This window comes from Knoellia koreensis, from assembly GCF_013041615.1.
GTDB lineage: Bacteria > Actinomycetota > Actinomycetes > Actinomycetales > Dermatophilaceae > Pedococcus > Pedococcus koreensis.
Genome location: NZ_JABEPQ010000001.1, coordinates 87,387 through 105,174 on the forward strand (window position 1 = coordinate 87,387; position 17,788 = coordinate 105,174).

Genomic DNA, 17,788 nt, shown 5'->3' on the forward strand with positions numbered 1-17,788 from the left:
CGCGGAGGGAGATTCTGCGAGTTGCGAACCTGGGTTTGTCATTTCCGAAACTCAGGTTCGCAAGTCACCCCACCGTCATGGCGCTCCCAGCCCCAGTTGCGTCCTCGCGCACCGGCAGCTTCACCTCGAAGCGGGCGCCCCGGCCCACCCCGTCGCTGGCGGCGGTCAGGCTTCCACCATGCGCCGCGACGATGGCCTGGCTGATGGTCAGCCCGATGCCGCTGCCGCCGTGGTCGCGGTCCCGGGCGGTGTCGCCGCGGTAGAACCGCTCGAACACGTGGCCCAGCTGGTGCGGGTCGATGCCCTCACCGGTGTCCGTGACCGAGATGACGACGTGGTCCTCGCCCTCACGCCCGGCCGCGACCGTCACCCGACCACCCGCCGGGGTGTGGCGCAGCGCGTTGCCCAGGAGGTTGGACAGCACCTGCGCGATCCGCTGACGGTCGACCCGGACCACGTCGCGCGGTCCGCTGCCCAGCTCGAGGCGCAAGTCAACTCCCTTGCGGGAGAACGACTCTCGCGCAGAAGTCACCGCTGACTCGGCGAGCACCGGCACGGGCACGTCCTCGAGGTCCAGCTGGAGCTGGCCCTCCTCGGCGCGGGACACGTCACCCACGTCCTCGACGAGGCGCACGAGCCGCCCTGTCTGTTCGCGCAGCACCCGCGCCGTCTCCTCGTCCCACGCAACGACGCCGTCCTCCAGCCCCTCGAGGTAGCCGTCGAGGGTGGCGACCGGGGTGCGCAGCTCGTGGGCCAGGTCGGACAGCAGCCGGCGCCGGGTCACCTCGACGTGGTCGAGCCGGTCGGCCATCTCGTTGAAGGCGGTCGCGACACGGTCGAACTCCGAACCGATGCGGGGTGCGGCGACGCGCACGTGCTGGCCGCGCGCGACCGCGTCGGAGGCGCCCGCCAGCTCGGCGAGCGGGCGCTGGATCCGGCTCGTGAGATAGAGGCTCACGACAAAGGCCGTCACGAGCGCGATGGCCAGCGCGACCCCCAGGGCGATGAGGCTCGCCGAGGCGAAGGCATCCTCGACGTGCTTGAGCTCTGTGGGTGGACCGCTGTGCCCACCCTGCTGGAGGTGCTGGTGGAAGAGCGGAGGGCCGACAAGCGTCGCGACCGCCCATGCAGTGCCGAGACCGACCACCAGCACCAGGGTCTGGGTGATGAGCAGCCGGGTGACCAGGCCCCTCCCTGACACCCAGTCCAGCGGTGACCTCACTGACCCTCACCCATGCGGTAACCCACTCCGCGGACGGTGCGCACGTACCGGGCGTTGGCCGGGTCGTCGCCCAGCTTGCGGCGCAGGTGGCCGATGTGGACGTCCACGAGGCGTTCGTCGCCCCGCCAGGACTCGCCCCACACCTCGGCGATGAGCTGTCCCCGGCTGAAGGCCAAGCGGGGGCGTGCCGACAGCACGGCCAGCAGGTCGAACTCGGTGGGCGTGAGCTCCACCTGCCGTCCGCCCACCCACACCTCGCGGCCGCCGGGGTCCACCCGCAGGTCGCCGAACTCGCGCACCGGCTCGTCGGCCGTCGTCCGGGTGAGGGCGCTCGTGCGCGGGCGCCGCATCAGCGCCTGGATCCGCGCCACCAGCTCGCGCGGGCTGAACGGCTTCGTCACGTAGTCGTCCGCGCCGACCGACAGCCCGATGAGCTTGTCGATCTCGTCGGTGCGGGCGGTCAGCATGAGGATGTAGCAGTCGGAGAAGGTCCGCAGCGCCCGGCACACCTCGATGCCGTCCAGCCCCGGCAGACCGAGGTCGAGCACCACGACGTCGGGCTCCGTCTGGCGCGCCAACGCCACCGCCTGCATGCCGTCGTGGCACACCTGCGCGCTCATCCCGGCCGAGCGCACGTAGCCACTGACGAGGTTGGCCAGGGCGCGCTCGTCGTCGACGACGAGGACATGGGCGGCGACGGAGGCGGAGGCGCTCGCGGACGGCATACCTCCCATTGTCGCCATGGGGCGCGGTCGCGACGCCCAGTCGGGGTCACGACGGCGATCTTCACGGGATCTTCATGGTTTCTCCGTCGTTCGCGGGTGCGCGCCGCCGACCCTGTCGTGGTGGCGAACAAGAAGGCGGCCCGCCAGCGGGTGGAGGAGCTGCGCAAGCAGCAGAAGCAGCAGGAGCGACGCAGGACGGCGGTCATCTGGGGGTCGGTGGTCGCGGCGCTGCTCGTCATCGCGGGGGTCGTGACGTTCTCCATCGTCCGCGACGTCCAGGGCCGACCGAAGCTGGACGCCGTCAAGTCCTACAAGGTCTCGCAGGGCCACGTGACCACTCCGGTCAAGTACGAGGTGGCGCCACCCGCGGGTGGCGAGCACGACCCGGTCTGGCTCAACTGCGGCACCTACACCGAGCCGGTGCGCAACGAGAACGCAGTGCACTCGATGGAGCACGGCGCCGTCTGGGTGACCTACCGCAGCGACCTGCCCAAGGGCGACGTCGACAAGCTCACCGCCGCCATGCCCGACACGTATGCCGTGTTGTCGCCGGTCAAGGACCTCAAGGCGCCCGTCGTGGCGTCGGCCTGGGGCAAGCAGCTCCAGCTCACGGGTGCGGCCGACCCCCGCCTGGACGCCTTCATCAAGGAGTACCGCCAGGGCCCGGGCACGCCCGAGCCCGGCGCAGCCTGCACCGGCGGCACGGACGGCACCACGGCGGGCACGCCGATGGACGCCCCGCAGTGACGGTCGTGACCACCGAACCCGAGACCGACGACACCGTGCCGGCGGAGCAGGAGCGGGCGCCCCGTCGCCGCGGGCCGGAGATCCTGGCCATCGGCCTGGTGGCTGTCGCCGCCCTGCTCGTGGCCGGGCTGGTCGGGTGGTTGCTCGCCGGTCGTGACGTGCCGAGTGGTGGGAGTGCGGAGGCCGGTTTCGCCCGGGACATGCAGGCACACCACGCGCAGGCCGTCGAGATGGCGTTCATCATCCGCGACAAGACCGACGACCCGACCTTGCGGGCCGTCGCCTACGACATCGCCACGAGCCAGCAGCAACAGATCGGGCAGATGTACGGCTGGCTCGTCCAGTGGGGCCTGCCGCAGACGGGTTCGCAGCAGCCGATGGCGTGGATGACCGGGCACGACCTGTCGGGCATGTCGTCGCACGGCTCCACGTCGACGAGCCCGACCACCGTCGCATCCACCGGCACATCCACCGGCACATCTACCGGTGGCCCGTCAGGCTCGTCGAGCGCGTCCGGTATGCCGGGCATGGCGGGCATGGGTGGCGACGGCTCGTCCGGCGCGATGGCGCGCATGGGGATGGCGACCCCGCAGCAGCTCGCCACCCTGCGCGCCGCCACCGGTGTCGAGGCGGAGCGCCAATTCCTGACCCTGATGATCCGGCACCACCAGGGCGGCATCGAGATGGCCAAGGCGGTCCTGGCCAGGACTAACCGGGCCGAGGTCCGCACCCTGGCCCAGGCCATCGTCACCGCCCAGGCCGCCGAGATCACCCAGATGCAGCAGCTGCTCGATGCCCGTGCGAAGTAGGCGCGCGCTCGTCGCCACCGCGGTGCTCGTCCCCGCGGCGCTGGGCATGCTGCTGCTCCTGCTCACGTCCGGACCGCCACCGACGGGCGAGCTGGTCGACCCGGGACCGGTGACCCGCTGGGGACTGCCCCCGGCCCGGGCGGTGCGCGACGTCGTCGCCGCACTCACCGTCGGCTTCTTCGTCGCGGCGGCCTGCATACTCCCGGGCCGTGCCCGATCGACCGCCGTGCGCGCGGGTGCGGTCGCGGGCACGGCCTGGGTCGGGGCCGGGCTCGTCGTCCTCGTGCTCACGCTGTCCGACATCGCAGGTGTGCCGTCGTCCCAGCTCGGCTCGGGCGTCCTGCTCGACTTCGTCACGGCGTTCGACATCGGCCGGGCGATGGTGGCCAGCATGGTCCTCACCTCCCTGGCGGTGGTGGCGGCACGGCTCGGGGCAGATGGGTGGGCCGCCGTCCTGGCGGTCCTCGCGCTGGCCCCGCTCGCGCTCACGGGACACGCCGCCGGGTCCGCCAACCACGAGCTCGGTGTCAACAGCCAGTTCGGGCACCTCGTGGGCGTCAGCGTCTGGATGGGTGGGCTCGTGGCCATGGTCGTGGTCGCCCGTCAGCTCGGCGACGACCTGTCGGTCGCCGCGGGCCGTTGGTCCACAGTGGCGCTCGCGGCATACCTCCTCGTGGCCGTCTCCGGCCTGGGCGCCAGCCTGGCCCGGCTCGACTCCTGGTCGGCCCTCGGCAGCACGTACGGCGTCCTGTTGCTGGTCAAGGTCGCGCTCTTCCTCCTGCTCGGGGTCGCCGGCTGGTGGCACCGTCGGCACGTGCTCGCCCGTGCGGGAAAGTCGTTGCAGCGCAAGGCATTCCTGCGCCTGGCGGGCTTTGAGGTCGTCGTCATGGCCGTAGCGGTCGGGTTCGCGACCGCGCTGTCGCGCACGCCCCCGCCCGTCGGCGCCGACCCGGACGAGTCCACCGCCGAGGCGTTGCTGGGGGAGACGATGCCGCCCGCCCTCGGCGCCGACCTGCACTGGCTCACGCAGTGGCGCATCGACAGCCTGTGGGTGCCGGTCTCGGTCGTCGCCGTTGCCCTGTATGCCGTGGGCGTGCGTCGCCTGCGCCTGCGCGGCGACCGGTGGCCTATGGGTCGGACCGTGGCATGGATGCTCGGGTGGACCGCCATGGTGGTCGCAACCAGCGCCAGTCCCGGGGTCTACGCGCGGCTGCTCTTCAGCATGCACATGGTGCAGCACATGACGATCGCGCTGCTCGTGCCGTCGCTGCTGGTCTTCGGTGCTCCGGTCACCCTGGCGATGCGGGCCCTGCCCGCGCGGCGTGACGGCACGCGTGGCCCCCGGGAGTGGCTGCTGGCCATCGTGCACTCGCGCGCCCTCGCGTTCCTCGGCAACCCGATGGTGGCGGCGGGGCTGTTCGTCGCGTCGATGGGGGTCTTCTACTACAGCCCGTTGTTCGAGCTGGCCCTGCGGACCCACTCGGGCCACGTGCTCATGACGGTCCACTTCCTCCTGTCGGGCTACCTGCTCGCGTCGGCGGTCGTCGGCGTCGACCCAGGGCCCAGCCGGCCGGCATACCCGTTCCGCCTCGTCCTCATCACGGCGACGTTCGGGTTCCACGCGCTGTTCGCGGTCTCGCTCATGGCGAGCTCGGAGGTGCTGGCCCGCGACTGGTTCTCGGTGCTGCCCCGGGTCACCTCGGCGACACTCAAGGCCGACCAGGACCTCGGGGCGCAGCTCGGGTGGGCGCTGGGGGACTACCCGGTCGCGATCCTCGCCGCCGCCATGGCCATCAGCTGGATCCGCGCCGACTCGCGCGAAGCGAGGCGCTACGACCGCAAGGCGGCCCGCGACGGCGACGCCGACCTCGCGGCATACAACGAGCACCTCCAGCGGCTCGGTGAGCAGACCCGGCGCACCCGCGACACGCGTTCCACGAAGGTTTGATGAAGGGGCTTTGCCTGCGGCACACTCGTGGAGAACATCTGAGCATGCGATCAGATGACAAGGGTGAGGAGAGCTGATGGGTGCGGGACACGGCCACGGTGCGGCCACCGGCCAGGGGAGCGCCGCCCACCGGTGGCGGCTCAAGGTCTCCTTCGGCCTGGTCTTCCTGTTCTTCTTCGTCGAGCTCGTCGTCGGCATCTGGTCGAACTCGCTGGCCCTCATCAGCGACGCCGGCCACATGGCGGCCGACGTGACCACCCTCGGCGCCGCGCTCGTCGCGACGCGCATCGCGAGCCGGCCCGACAGCACCGGCATGCGCACCTTCGGGTCCTACCGGGCCGAGATCTTCGCGTCCGGGTTCGCCGTGCTCGTCATGCTCGGGGTCTCGGTCTACATCGTCGTCGAGGCGATCGGCCGCATCGGCCAGCCGGTCGAGCTCGCCACCGGGCCGGTGCTGCTCGTCGGCACGCTCGGCCTCGTCGTCAACCTCATCGCGATCGCGCTGCTGCGCTCGGGCTCCAAGGACAGCCTCAACGTCAAGGGCGCCTACCTCGAGGTCATCGCCGACACCGTCGGGTCGGTCGGCGTCATCGCCTCCGGCCTGCTGGTCATGTGGACCGGAAACGCCTTCTGGGACACCGTGATCGCGCTCGCCATCGGCCTCTTCGTCGCCGTCCGTGCTGTCATGCTCGGCCGCGAGGTGCTGGCGGTGCTCGGCCAGCACGCACCCTCCGGCGCCAAGCCCGACGACGTCGCCGACGTGCTGGGCAAGGTCTCCGGGGTCACCTCGGTGCACGACCTGCACGTGTGGACCCTCACCTCGGGCATGAACGTCGCCACCGCCCACCTCGCCATCGCCCCGGGCACGGACCACGCCAAGGTGCTCGACGAGGCGCAGGCCGTGATGCGCAAGGAGTTCGGCGTCGAGCACGCGACCTTCCAGGTCGAGAACGAGGAGCGCAAGAACTGCCAGGAGATCTCCTGGTAGCAGTGCTCCGGGCCGGGCGTGACAGGGTGGGCCCGTGTGGGCGAGCCGGTGGATGCGTGGGTGGTCGCGCCGGTCGACGGCGCCGCTGACGGGACCGCAGTGCGTTGCCGCGGTCGAGGCGTATGCCGCGGAAGCGACCTTCTCGCTCACGCCCGGTCAGCGCGGAGCGCTGTCGGGGCTTGCGAACCCCGGCGCACGCGGCACGTACCTCTTCGGTGAGGTTGGCCGCGGCAAGACCTGGCTCGCCGACGCGTGGGTACGGGCCTTGGGGGAGCGCGCGACGGTGCGTCGGCTGCACGCCGTCGAGTTCTTCCAGGGCCTCAACCGGGGGCCGGTCGGTCATGTCGACGAGACGATCGACGACCTCGTGCGCGGTGCCGACCTGGTGCTGCTCGACGAGTTCCACCTGCACGACCCGGGCGACGCCATGCTCGCCCAGCGGGTCCTGAACCGCTTGTGGCCCACCGGAGTTCGCCTGCTGTTGACGTCGAACTATGCACCCGAGCAGCTGTTGCCCAACCCGAGCTTCCACCACCTCTTCGAGCCATCAATCGTGGCGATCCGGGAGCGGCTCGACGTCGTCGAGGTGGGTGGTGACACCGACCTGCGGACCCTGGGCGGTGGCGCATCCGCGGGCTTCGCCTCGGGCACCTGGACCGTGGGTCAGGTGGAGCCGAGCGACCCATCGGATGCGCCGGACCAGGCGGTGCAGTTCACCTTCGCCGAGCTCTGCTCGACACCCCGCTCGGCGTCCGACCTGCTCGACCTCGCGCGACGGCACGTGGCGTGGCGGCTGGTCGACGTGCCCCGGCTGGTCGACACCGATCCCCAGTCACGCCAACGGTTTGCCGACCTCATCGACGTGCTGGTCGACCTGGACCGGCGGCTGGATATGACGAGTGCACATCGACCCGACGAGGTGCTGGACGTGGCCGACGCCGAGGGCGAGGTGCCTCGCGACCTTGCCCGGACCGGCAGCCGCCTCAGCCTGCTCACCGTGTCGGGCGGTCGTGGCAGGCTGTGCGCGTGACCGCGACTGCGACCCGCACCGTGCCACCCCTCGTCCTCATCACCGGGCCCGAGGGGGTCCTCGCCGAGCGGGCGCTCGACTCGACTCTCGAGGAGCTCAAGGCGCAGGCGCCCGACCTGGAGGTCGTGCGGCTGCCCGCCGCCACCTACGAGGCCGGGTCGTTGGGGGTCCACGCGAGCCCGTCGCTGTTCGGCGGCGAGAAGTGCCTCGTGGTCGAGGACCTCGACGAGGCACCGGACGAGCTCCAGCAGGACCTGCTCACCTTCCTCGCCGCGCCCGAGCCCGACGTGACGCTGGTCGTCACCCACAAGTCCGGGCAGCGCGGCAAGAAGGTGCTCGACACCCTCAAGAAGGCCAAGGCCCGCGTCCTCGAGGCCCCGGCGATCAAGAGCGACCGCGACAAGAGCGACTTCGCGATGCACGAGTTCCGCCGGGCCGGTCGCAAGGCGACGCCCGACGCCATCCGCGCGCTGATCGAGGCGGTCGGCAAGGACGTGCGCGAGCTCGCGGCGGCGTGCAGCCAGCTGGTCGCCGACACCACCGGGGTCATCGACGACCAGGTGGTCCTGCGCTACCACGGCGGCAAGGTCGAGGCGACCGGCTTCCGCGTCGCCGACGCAGCCGTCGCCGGCGAGGCGGGGGAGGCGCTGCGCCTCCTGCGTCACGCCATCGCCACCGGGGTCGACCCCGTGCCGATCGTCGCCGTGCTCGCGCAGCAGCTGCGCCAGCTCGTCAAGGTGGGCGCGGCCGGCCGGGGACGCTCGGCCGACCTCGCGCGCGAGCTGGGCATGGCGCCGTGGCAGGTCGACAAGGCCCGCCGCAGCCTGTCGGGGTGGGGGCCGGAGGGGCTCGCCGAGTCGATCCAGGCGGTCGCGCTGGCCGACTTCGAGGTCAAGGGCGGCGGCCGTGACCCCGTGTATGCCGTGGAGCGAGCCATCCTGACGATCACCCGTGGCCGCACTGGCAGGTGAGCCTGTCGCCCGCGGTGAGCGGGCGGCATACTGGCTCGTTTTGGGGGAGGGGCGCGGTCGCTGGTAGATTTGCCCCTCGCGTGCGCGCCTAGGTCGTGCGCGCACGAAGCACCACCCAGAGCCGCTCAACCACAGGTGCCCCACGCCTGGTCCCGAGTGGCTTCTGCCGCCCTCTAACGGCAAGCAACCGACCAACCAGAAAGAACCACCCGTGGCAAACATCAAGTCCCAGCTCAAGCGGATCAAGACGAACCGCGTGGCGACCGAGCGCAACAAGGCCGTCAAGAGCGAGCTCAAGACCTGGATCCGCAAGTTCCGCGAGGCCGCCGACTCCGGCGACGCCGCCGCGGCCAAGGATGCGCTGGCGACCGCGAGCAAGAAGCTCGACAAGGCCGTGAGCAAGGGCGTCATCCACGCCAACCAGGCCGCCAACAAGAAGTCGGCGATGGCCAAGAAGGCTGCCTCGCTCTGAGGACGCGCTGAGCCAACGCACGAGGGCCGGTCACCGAGATGGTGACCGGCCCTCGCGCGTGTGCGGCGGTATGCCGCGTGCCCGCCGTGGGGGTCAGCCCAGCGCCATCGCCTTGACTCGGGTCAGGTCGCCGTTGAAGTAGTCCTGGTCGATCGGGCTGTCGGTGTACTGCCAGATCGTGTAGTAGCCCCAGCCGGCGGGAAGGGTGCCGGCGGTGGAGGCGTAGCGCGCGATCCACAGCGGGTTGGTGGCGCTGAACTGGCTGGTGTTGCCCGTGCAGGTCGTCCACCAGCTCGTCGTGGTGTAGATGACGGCGTCGCGGCCGGTGCGCGCCTTGTAGCGGCTGAGGAACGACGCGATCCAGCTGCGCATCGACGCCTGCGACAGGCCGTAACACGTTGCGCCGTAAGGGTTGTACTCGATGTCGAGCACGCCGGGCAGCGTCTTGCCGTCGCGGGACCAGCCGCCGCCGTGGTTGACGAAGTAGTCGGCCTGGGTGGCGCCGCTCGAGCTGTTCGGCAGCGCGAAGTGGTAGGCGCCGCGGATCATGCCGATGTTGTACGACCCGTTGTACTGCTGGGCGAAGTAGTCGTTCGTGTAGCCGGTGCCCTCGGTGGCCTTGACGTAGGCGAACTTCTTGCCCTGACCCCACCAGTACGACCAGTTGACGTTGCCCTGCCAGCCCGAGACGTCGATGCCCGGCGTCTGGGTGGCGGTCGCGAGGCTGGTGCGGGCGCCCGGTGCGGTGACGGCGGGGGCCCCCTTGGGCGACGTGCCGGTCCGCTGCTGCGACCACCCCATGCTCGCCTGGCCGGGCTGGGTGATACCGGCCTTGCGGGCCGCGGCCGTCGGTGTGGGGCCGGTCTTGGCGGCCGCACCGTCGGGTGCTGCGACGGCCGTCGTGGCGGGTGCCGCGAGGGCGACTGCGGCGACGGCGGCCACAGTGGTGAGCAGGGCGCGCACGCGGCGCCCGGGGAGCTGTCGGGTGGTCATCGAGGTTGCCTTTCGTCGCTGGCCCGGCCACACGTGACGCTACGAAGCGGACGCCAGCCGTAGGTCAGGCGCCGGTGAAAGGTTCCCCAAGAGCGGGGCAAATGTGGGCAAAGACAAGGGTCCCGAAGCCGTCGTGAGCCGCCGGGCCTCAGCGGTGGGTACGCACGGCCTCCGCGACCAGCTCGAACGTCTTCTGGTCGAGCACGGCGCCCTCCCGGCGCACGGCGACCGCGTCGACCCGCAGGATGCGGTCCACCCGCACCTCGCTCGGCCGCCCGCGCGAGTCCCACGCACCGGAGCCGATGTCGACCCAGTAGCGCCCGCGCCGCGCCTCGTCCTCCTTGTCGCGGTCGTGGTCCTTGCTCGTCAGCATGAGGGCGAGCAGCCACGGGAGGTCGTGGCCGACCACGAGGACCGGCCGGTCCTTGCCCTGGGTGTAGTCCTCCTCGAACGGCACCCAGGTCCACACGATCTCGCCCGGGTCGGGCTGCCCGTCGGGGTTGGGCGCGTATGTCAGCTCGGGCGTCCCCGTGAAGTCGCCCGGGTATGCCGCCCGGGGCGCAGTCGTGGGCCGGTCGCCGCGACGCTCACCCCCACGCTCACCCCCACGCTCACCCCTGCGGTCGCGTCGGAGCTGGTCCTGCGTCGACCGGCTCGGCCGCCCGCGGTCGTTCCCGCCCACGCCGGTCAGGGCTCGCCGGATCCGGTCAGTCCATCTGCGCACGCCAGCACGCTATCGGGTGCTGGCGGGGCAGCAGGTCCCTCAGCTCTGCGCAGTGCCGGCCGCGCTCCAGCCGCGACGGTGCGCGAGCCAGGCGAGGAAGGTGCGCGCCATCTGCCGCTGGTGGGCGCGCAAAACATCCAGCGTCCCCGCCCAGGTCGGATGTTGGGCGTGTTCGGCCATGTACCCGATGACCACCGCGAGGAACGAGTCCACCGCCTCGTCAGGCACCCCCTCGAGCAGCGGCGAGCGGGCCGCCATCCCGTCGGCGTCGAGCCCTTGGTGGGCCATGAGCGGCAGCAGCCCGACGAAGTCGGCCCACGCCGGACCGCGCGCCGTCCAGTTCCAGTCGACGACCCGCACGCGGCCACCGGGCTCGACCAGCATGTTGTCCGGTCGCAGGTCGGCGTGCACCAGCCGGTCACCGGTGAGGCGGGTGGCGGCCCGGTGCCCGAGTGCCGCCAGCTCATCCGCCTGCCCGGAGGACAACCGAGGTATGCCGCGTGGCCACTCGCGTTCGCCGCTCGCCAGCTCGTCGAGGCAGGTCAGCGACATCTCGTCTGCTCCGACCGCGTCGGCGAAGGACTCCTCGGTCACCTCGGCCACCTCGTCGGGTGGCAGGGCAGCCAGCTCCAGGCAGGTTGCGTGGACGGCCTGCGCGTCGGCAGCCGTCCACGGCATACCGGGGAGGTGGCCGTCGATCGCCTCGAGCACCACGACCTGCCAGTCGTCGGCGGGGCCGGCGCCGACGACGCGGGGAGCGGTGACCCTGCCGTCCAGCCTGCGCAGGATCGCGGCCTCGCGTGGGACCGCCTCCAGCGCGAAGGGGGCCGCGGGCCCGGCGGCCTTGGCGAAGACCCGGCGACCGTCGCGCAGGGTGAGCAGGCCGGCATACGCACCGGTGAAGCCCGAGGTCACCGAAGGTGACGCCTCCATAACCGGCGCGCCGGCCACCTCGGCCAGCGCGTCCCTCACCACGGGCGGCAGGTCGTCGAACTGCGGTCGCTGCGACGTGTTCCGGTAGTCGACGTCGCGAGGGGCGTCGTCGAAATCGCTTGTCACGAGCGGTGTTTCGGCCGCCACAGCAGCCGGCCCGGCCTGCGCCGGTCACGCAACGCGTACATGCGCCAGACCAGCACCGGGTGTGACGCGAGCGCGTTGACCCACCACACGAAGAATCCCTTCTCGGTGGTGGCGCGGTCGGCGAGCGCGTTCACGTCGACGGTGCGGTTGAGGTACTTGCCGGCGGCCAGGGTCGCCATCGCGCCCGCGCTGCCCTGCGGCACGTAGGCGTACCCGAAGTTGTCCGCGGTGTACTCCTGGCTGCGCGACAGCGTCGACCCGAGGAACGGGATCCAGGACGCGCCACTGATCCCGAGCAGGCGCCAGTAGCTCGTGTGGCCGGCGGCGATGTGCCCGACCTCGTGCCCGATGATGAACCGCAGCGCGTCGGGATCCCTTGCGGCACCACCGATCTCGAACAGGTCGCTGTAGACGAAGATGAACTTGCGGAAGCCGTGCCCGGACGCCGCCGCGTTGATGACACCGTTGCCCAGCACGACGTAGGCGTCCGGCAGCTTCGGCAGCCCGTAGTACGCCGCGGCGTCCACGAGCATGCGGTACGCCTCGGGGTACTGGGTCTCGGTGATCTTCACACCGCCCAGCCGCATCCGGGCGTAGAGCTGCCCACGCGCGAAGTAGATGAGGAGGGGAGCGACGAGGAAGAACACGGCATACGGGTCGGGCTCGCGGCGCTCGATGATCGCCGACGCGACCTCGTACCCGGCCACCGACCACACGACGAACGACGCGAGGATCACCAGGACGAGGCACAGGTTCTCGAGCGGGTGCCGCACGTGGGTCCGCACGGACTTGCGGTAGCCCGGCGGAAAGGTTGCCGTCCCCGTGCCCGGTGTCGGGCTCGGCAGCGGCGGCTGGAAGGTGGGTTCGGCCATCGTCCCCTCACTCACTCGTGGTCGGCTCGCATCGTATGGGGCGAACCTGTCCGAACCGGGAATGCCCCACCCGTCCCCACCGGTTGCACCACTCGTGGCGGACACGACGCAGGCGCACCAGCCTGCCCTCAGCAACCCCGTGGGCGCCCGCGTCCGCCCCACCCACACCGGGCTGGCCCTGTTCGCCCTCGCCGTCGGCGGCTTCGCGATCGGGACCACCGAGTTCGTGACGATGGGCCTGCTGCCGGAGGTGGCTCGCGGCGTCGACATCGACATCCCGACCGCCGGCCACGTCGTCTCCGCGTATGCCGCGGGCGTCGTCGTGGGTGCCCCCGTCCTGGCCACCCTCGGGTCGCGACTGCCGCGCAAGACGTTGCTGCTGTGGCTCATGGCGGGCTTCGCCGTCGCCAACGCGCTGTCCGCGGTGGCCGGTTCGTACGGGTTCCTCATGGTCGCCCGGTTCCTCTCCGGGCTGCCGCACGGCGCCTACTTCGGCGTTGGCTCGCTCGTCGCCGCGTCGCTGGTGCCGCCGCACCGACGCACCTGGGCGGTCTCGATGATGATCGCCGGCCTGACCGTCGCGAACATCGTGGGCGTCCCCGTGACGACGAAGCTCGGCCAGGAGCTCGGGTGGGAGTGGCCGTATGCCGCGGTGAGCGTCATCGCGCTGGTCACCGTGGCGGCCGTCTGGCGCTGGGTGCCGTGGTGCCCGCCGGACGGGGGCGTGTCGATGCGCTCGGAGCTGTCGGCGCTGCGCCGACCCCAGGTGTGGTTCGCCCTGGCGATCGGCACGGTCGGGTTCGGCGGGATGTTCGCGACGTTCTCCTACATCGCGCCGACGATGACCGAGCTCGGCGGCTTCTCGAGCGGGACGATCCCGCTGATCCTCGCCCTCTATGGCGTGGGCATGACCGCGGGCGCGATGCTCGCCGGGCCGGTGTCGCGGATCGGGCTGCTGCGCGGCATCACCGTGACGCTGGGGCTGATCGCCGTGCTGCTGGTGCTGTTCGGCCCGGCGGTGGCCGGGGCCCAGTGGCTGGCGCTCGTCGCCGTGTTCCTGCTCGGCCTGTTGCCGAGCGTGCTCGTGCCGATGCTCCAGACGCGGCTCATGGATGTCGCCCAGGAGGGGCAGTCGCTCGCGGCCGCGCTCAACCACTCGACCCTCAACCTCGCCAACGCCCTCGGCGCCTGGCTGGGTTCGGTGGTGCTCGCCGCCGGGCTCGGGTACGAGTGGCCGTCGCGCATCGGCGCGATGCTCGCGGTGCTCGGTGTCGGCATCGCCCTCGCCTCGGCGGCCGCCCAGCGAGCGGGGCGTCCACGGCATACCTGACGGCATGGGAGGATGGACCGATTCCGTCCGCCGACGTCCCCAGAGGTTTGAAGCACCCGTGTCTCCCCGCGCCCGCACCGCGCTGCAGCCTGCCGCGACGCCGCCGGAGCTGATCCGGAACTTCTGCATCATCGCCCACATCGACCACGGCAAGTCGACGCTGGCCGACCGGATGCTCCAGCTCACCGGTGTCGTCGACGAGCGGGCGATGCGCGCGCAGTACCTCGACCGGATGGACATCGAGCGCGAGCGCGGCATCACGATCAAGAGCCAGGCCGTGCGGATGCCGTGGGAGCTGGAGGGAACCACCTACGCGCTCAACATGATCGACACCCCCGGGCACGTCGACTTCACCTACGAGGTGTCGCGGTCGCTGGCCGCCTGCGAGGGCGCGATCCTGCTCGTCGACGCCGCGCAGGGCATCGAGGCGCAGACCCTGGCGAACCTCTACCTCGCCATGGAGAACGACCTCACGATCATCCCCGTGCTCAACAAGATCGACCTGCCGGCCGCGCAGCCGGAGAAGTACGCCGAGGAGCTGGCCGGGCTGATCGGTGTCGAGCCCGAGGCGTGCCTGCGGGTGTCGGGCAAGACCGGCGCCGGTGTCGAGCCGTTGCTCGACGAGATCGTCAAGCAGTTCCCTGCCCCGCAGGGCGACGCCGACGCGCCGGCCCGCGCAATGATCTTCGACTCGGTCTACGACACCTACCGCGGCGTCGTCACCTACGTGCGGGTTGTCGACGGTCACCTGAGCCCGCGCGAGCGCATCCAGATGATGTCGACCAAGGCCACTCACGAGCTGCTCGAGATCGGCGTCATCTCGCCGGAACCATTGCCCTCCAAGGGACTTGGCGTCGGCGAGGTGGGCTACCTCATCACCGGTGTGAAGGACGTCCGCCAGTCGCGCGTCGGTGACACGGTCACCAACCAGGCCAAGCCGGCGAGCGGTGCCCTCGGTGGCTACCGCGACCCCAAGCCGATGGTGTTCTCGGGGCTGTACCCGATCGACGGTTCGGACTACCCCGACCTGCGCGACGCCCTCGACAAGCTCAAGCTCAACGACGCGGCCCTGGTCTACGAGCCGGAGACGTCGGCAGCGCTGGGGTTCGGTTTCCGGTGCGGCTTCCTCGGGCTGCTGCACCTCGAGATCGTGCGCGAGCGGCTCGAGCGCGAGTTCGACCTCGACCTCATCTCGACCCAGCCCAACGTCGTCTACGACGTGACGATGGAGGACGGCACGCAGGTCCGCGTGACCAACCCGAGCGAGTTCCCGTACGGCAAGGTCAGCGAGGTGCGCGAGCCGGTCGTGCGCGCGACGATCCTGGCGCCGAGCGAGTTCATCGGCGCGATCATGGAGCTGTGCCAGTCCAAGCGGGGCACGCTGCGCGGCATGGACTACCTGTCCGAGGACCGGGTCGAGATGCGGTACACGCTGCCGCTGGCCGAGATCGTGTTCGACTTCTTCGACCAGCTGAAGTCGCGCACCCGCGGCTACGCCTCGCTCGACTACGAGCCCGACGGCGACCAGACGGCCGACCTCGTGAAGGTCGACATCCTGCTCCAGGGGGAGACGGTCGACGCGTTCTCGGCGATCGTCCACAAGGACAAGGCGTACCCCTACGGCGTCATGATGGCCGGCAAGCTCAAGGACCTCATCCCGCGCCAGCAGTTCGAGGTGCCGATCCAGGCCGCCATCGGGTCGCGGGTCATCGCGCGCGAGAACATCCGCGCCATGCGCAAGGACGTGCTCGCCAAGTGCTACGGCGGTGACATCAGCCGCAAGCGCAAGCTGCTCGAGAAGCAGAAGGCCGGTAAGAAGCGGATGAAGAACATCGGCACGGTTGAGGTCCCGCCGGAGGCGTTCATCGCCGCGCTGACCTCCGACGCCGGCGCCAGCAGCGACAAGCCCAAGAAGTAGGCGGGCCCACACCCGCAAAACCCCTCCTGCGCGGCAAACGTCGGGCTACTAACCCGAGGTATGCCGCGCAACGGGGGTGTTGCGGGGTTACCCGTGGGTAATATCGGCGCATGGTCGACACCTACGCGCTCTGGCGACGCGTCACGGCATACCCCCAGGGCAAGCGGATCTTCTCACTCGTCTTCGAGCAGGCGGCGCCCTACTTCCGCACCACACGGCCACGGTTCGTCGAGCTGGGCCCGAACCGTGCCGTCCTCACGATCAGGAAGCGCCGCCGCGTGCAGAACCACATCGGCACCGTCCACGTCATCGCCATCTGCAACGGCCTCGAGGCCGCCATGGGCGCCCTCGCCGAGGCGACCATCCCGGCCACGCGCAGGTGGATCCCCAAGGGCATGGAGGTGGACTACACCGCCAAGGCCACGAGCGACATCACCTGCGTGGCCGAGACCGACCCGGCCGACTGGGCGCGGGCAGGTGATGTCGAGATCCCGGTGCGGGTCAAGGGGATTCGCGACGATGGGACGCCGGTGGTGCAGGGCGTCATCCGGCTCTGGGTGACCGACAAGCCACAGCGCACCAGCTGACGCGAGGTCGGTCAGGCGGGGACCGTGGACTCCTCGACGTCGCCGAGGTCGAGCGGTTCGGCCGGTTCGGCGGAGGTGATCATGGCCTCGGCCAGCGCCCACAGCCGGAGTATGCCGTGTGGCCAGACCTCCTCAGTCGTCGCCTCTAGCTCCGGTCGGGTCCACCACCGGTGGGCCGTCATCGTGAGCTGCTCGAGCTCGGTGTGTCCACTGACGTCGATCTCGAAGGCCGGCACGCGGACGACCCAGAACACCTCGTCCTGGGTCGTGATGAGGTCGCTGTAGCCGTGCACGACCGTCCGCGTCGCCAGCGGCCCGACCAGGTCGGACTCCGCCACGACGACACCGGTTTCCTCGGCCAGCTCACGGACGGCGGCCTCCCGGTCGGTCTCGCCGACCTCCACCCCGCCGCCCGGCGTGATCCACCAGTGCGGCACGGGCGTCAGGCCGAGGTCGCTGTCGCGGAAGAGCAGCAGCCGGTCGAGGTCGTCGACCAGCAGCACGCGCATCGCCCGCCGTCGTCCCCGCGGTCGGTCGGCAGGGTCGGCCGGCACAGCCCCGGTCGCCGCCGTCATGCGCGCAACCGGTCGCGCAGCCGCGCGACGTCGGCGTCGGACCAGCCGTTCTCGACGAGCCATCCGGTGGCGCCACCGTGCTGCTCGCGCAGCACGGTGAGGATGCGCGCCATGGTCTCGGGCCGGGGCACGTGGTGGCTCATCGGCTGGTCGCGCAGCACGTCGGCGTATGCCGGCCGCTCCATGAGGCGGGCCACAACGGCCTCGATGCGCTCGCCGGTGCGGACGTAGTCGGCGACCACGTCGTCGTCGGAGACCCCCGCGACCGACAGAGCCATGCCGACCACCGTGCCGGTGCGGTCCTTGCCGGCGGCGCAGTGCACGATCGTCGCACCCCGTGCGTCGGCGATGACGCCGAGCGCGCCGAGCACCGAGTCGGGCCGGTCCGCGAGGTAGCCGAGGTAGTGGCTCGCCCAGAAGTCGTCGTCACGCCTGACCGGGGCCGGGCGCTTGCCCTTGGCGGACTTGGACCAGGGCAGGACGAGTGCGTCCGCCGCGTCGACCTCGACCTCGTCGTCACGGAACATCGAGTGCCGGTGGTGGGTGGCGAGGTCGCGTGCCTGCAACGGCCCCGGCCCCTCGATCTGCACCTCCACGTTGCTGCGCAGGTCCACGATGTCCGTGACGCCGACCTGCTCGACCAGCCGCTCGATGTCGGCGTCGCTGAGGTCCTGCAGGTTGTCCGAGCGCAGCAGCCGCCCCGTGGCAACCGTCCCGCCGTCGGTGGTGGGCAGGCCGCCGACGTCGCGCATGTTGGCGACACCGTCGAGGTCGATCCATCCGCTCGTGGTCACCCT

At 71.1% G+C, this 17,788-nt stretch carries 18 protein-coding genes; 10 read left to right on the forward strand and 8 right to left on the reverse strand.

The genetic code is table 11. From position 1 onward, the window contains the following. Window positions 1-64 precede the first annotated feature (64 nt). Window positions 65-1,222, reverse strand: coding sequence for a sensor histidine kinase (locus HJG52_RS00405; RefSeq protein WP_346767492.1), 1,158 nt, complete (start codon window positions 1,220-1,222; stop codon window positions 65-67). Beyond that, entirely contained in the window at window positions 1,219-1,947 is a 729-nt protein-coding gene (locus tag HJG52_RS00410) for a response regulator transcription factor (protein ID WP_171241622.1), read from the reverse strand. Before HJG52_RS00410 ends, HJG52_RS00405 begins: the two co-directional genes overlap by 4 nt. 120 nt (window positions 1,948-2,067) lie before the next feature. Here HJG52_RS00410 and HJG52_RS00415 point away from each other — a divergent pair, with 120 nt between their 5' ends. From HJG52_RS00415 to rpsT, 7 genes are all read left to right on the forward strand, one after another. Continuing rightward, entirely contained in the window at window positions 2,068-2,694 is a 627-nt protein-coding gene (locus HJG52_RS00415; RefSeq protein ID WP_346767493.1) for a thioredoxin-like domain-containing protein, read from the forward strand. Window positions 2,695-2,699: 5 nt separating this feature from the next. Next, window positions 2,700-3,503, forward strand: coding sequence for a DUF305 domain-containing protein (locus tag HJG52_RS00420; protein WP_346767494.1), 804 nt, complete (start codon window positions 2,700-2,702; stop codon window positions 3,501-3,503). Beyond that, complete coding sequence (locus HJG52_RS00425) at window positions 3,487-5,451, forward strand: bifunctional copper resistance protein CopD/cytochrome c oxidase assembly protein (protein WP_206069823.1); 1,965 nt, start codon at window positions 3,487-3,489, stop codon at window positions 5,449-5,451. Before HJG52_RS00420 ends, HJG52_RS00425 begins: the two co-directional genes overlap by 17 nt. Window positions 5,452-5,527: 76 nt before the next feature. Continuing rightward, window positions 5,528-6,439: a cation diffusion facilitator family transporter gene (locus HJG52_RS00430; protein WP_171241624.1), complete on the forward strand. Its 912-nt coding sequence runs from the start codon at window positions 5,528-5,530 to the stop codon at window positions 6,437-6,439. 34 nt (window positions 6,440-6,473) lie between these two features. Next, the gene (zapE, locus tag HJG52_RS20515; protein ID WP_171241625.1) at window positions 6,474-7,469 is read left to right on the forward strand and encodes an AFG1/ZapE family ATPase; all 996 of its coding nucleotides are present in this window, start codon (window positions 6,474-6,476) and stop codon (window positions 7,467-7,469) included. Then, window positions 7,466-8,440: a DNA polymerase III subunit delta gene (holA, locus tag HJG52_RS00440; RefSeq protein ID WP_171241626.1), complete on the forward strand. Its 975-nt coding sequence runs from the start codon at window positions 7,466-7,468 to the stop codon at window positions 8,438-8,440. Before zapE ends, holA begins: the two co-directional genes overlap by 4 nt. 211 nt (window positions 8,441-8,651) lie before the next feature. Further along, the gene (rpsT, locus tag HJG52_RS00445) at window positions 8,652-8,912 is read left to right on the forward strand and encodes a 30S ribosomal protein S20 (RefSeq protein WP_171241627.1); all 261 of its coding nucleotides are present in this window, start codon (window positions 8,652-8,654) and stop codon (window positions 8,910-8,912) included. A 93-nt stretch (window positions 8,913-9,005) separates the two neighbouring features. Here rpsT and HJG52_RS00450 read toward each other — a convergent pair whose 3' ends face one another. From HJG52_RS00450 to HJG52_RS00465, 4 genes are all read right to left on the reverse strand, one after another. After that, complete coding sequence (locus HJG52_RS00450; protein ID WP_240977140.1) at window positions 9,006-9,905, reverse strand: lysozyme; 900 nt, start codon at window positions 9,903-9,905, stop codon at window positions 9,006-9,008. A gap of 148 nt (window positions 9,906-10,053) precedes the next feature. Further along, entirely contained in the window at window positions 10,054-10,629 is a 576-nt protein-coding gene (locus HJG52_RS00455) for a type II toxin-antitoxin system PemK/MazF family toxin (protein ID WP_346767495.1), read from the reverse strand. A 39-nt stretch (window positions 10,630-10,668) separates the two neighbouring features. Beyond that, complete coding sequence (locus tag HJG52_RS00460) at window positions 10,669-11,688, reverse strand: phosphotransferase (protein WP_171241628.1); 1,020 nt, start codon at window positions 11,686-11,688, stop codon at window positions 10,669-10,671. Next, window positions 11,685-12,581, reverse strand: a complete 897-nt coding sequence (locus tag HJG52_RS00465; protein WP_171241629.1) for a M48 family metallopeptidase — start codon at window positions 12,579-12,581, stop codon at window positions 11,685-11,687. The genes HJG52_RS00460 and HJG52_RS00465 overlap by 4 nt, the downstream gene beginning before the upstream one ends. Window positions 12,582-12,675: 94 nt before the next feature. Between HJG52_RS00465 and HJG52_RS00470 the strand changes: the two genes are divergently transcribed. The 3 genes from HJG52_RS00470 (at window position 12,676) to HJG52_RS00480 (ending at window position 16,416) form a co-directional block, all read left to right on the forward strand. Continuing rightward, window positions 12,676-13,911 (forward strand): MFS transporter, encoded by a 1,236-nt coding sequence (locus HJG52_RS00470; protein ID WP_346767496.1) that lies wholly within the window; start codon window positions 12,676-12,678, stop codon window positions 13,909-13,911. A 58-nt stretch (window positions 13,912-13,969) separates the two neighbouring features. Next, complete coding sequence (lepA, locus tag HJG52_RS00475) at window positions 13,970-15,829, forward strand: translation elongation factor 4 (protein ID WP_171241631.1); 1,860 nt, start codon at window positions 13,970-13,972, stop codon at window positions 15,827-15,829. A 110-nt stretch (window positions 15,830-15,939) separates the two neighbouring features. Next, entirely contained in the window at window positions 15,940-16,416 is a 477-nt protein-coding gene (locus tag HJG52_RS00480) for a hotdog fold domain-containing protein (protein ID WP_171241632.1), read from the forward strand. 11 nt (window positions 16,417-16,427) lie between these two features. Here HJG52_RS00480 and HJG52_RS00485 read toward each other — a convergent pair whose 3' ends face one another. Together HJG52_RS00485 and HJG52_RS00490 are read right to left on the reverse strand one after the other, a co-directional pair. Next, window positions 16,428-16,925: an NUDIX hydrolase gene (locus HJG52_RS00485; RefSeq protein ID WP_171241633.1), complete on the reverse strand. Its 498-nt coding sequence runs from the start codon at window positions 16,923-16,925 to the stop codon at window positions 16,428-16,430. A gap of 62 nt (window positions 16,926-16,987) precedes the next feature. Beyond that, window positions 16,988-17,785: a tyrosine-protein phosphatase gene (locus HJG52_RS00490; protein WP_346767497.1), complete on the reverse strand. Its 798-nt coding sequence runs from the start codon at window positions 17,783-17,785 to the stop codon at window positions 16,988-16,990. Window positions 17,786-17,788 lie beyond the last annotated feature (3 nt).

Excerpts from the sequence above, each read along its gene's own strand:
- HJG52_RS00480 (WP_171241632.1), top strand. The coding sequence starts at position 15,940 with ATGGTCGACACCTACGCGCTCTGGCGACGCGTCACGGCATACCCCCAG.
- HJG52_RS00465 (WP_171241629.1), bottom strand. The coding sequence starts at position 12,581 with ATGGCCGAACCCACCTTCCAGCCGCCGCTGCCGAGCCCGACACCGGGC.
- HJG52_RS00425 (WP_206069823.1), top strand. The coding sequence starts at position 3,487 with ATGCCCGTGCGAAGTAGGCGCGCGCTCGTCGCCACCGCGGTGCTCGTC.
- HJG52_RS00450 (WP_240977140.1), bottom strand. The coding sequence starts at position 9,905 with ATGACCACCCGACAGCTCCCCGGGCGCCGCGTGCGCGCCCTGCTCACC.
- HJG52_RS00430 (WP_171241624.1), top strand. The coding sequence starts at position 5,528 with ATGGGTGCGGGACACGGCCACGGTGCGGCCACCGGCCAGGGGAGCGCC.
- HJG52_RS00410 (WP_171241622.1), bottom strand. The coding sequence starts at position 1,947 with ATGCCGTCCGCGAGCGCCTCCGCCTCCGTCGCCGCCCATGTCCTCGTC.
- HJG52_RS00485 (WP_171241633.1), bottom strand. The coding sequence starts at position 16,925 with ATGCGCGTGCTGCTGGTCGACGACCTCGACCGGCTGCTGCTCTTCCGC.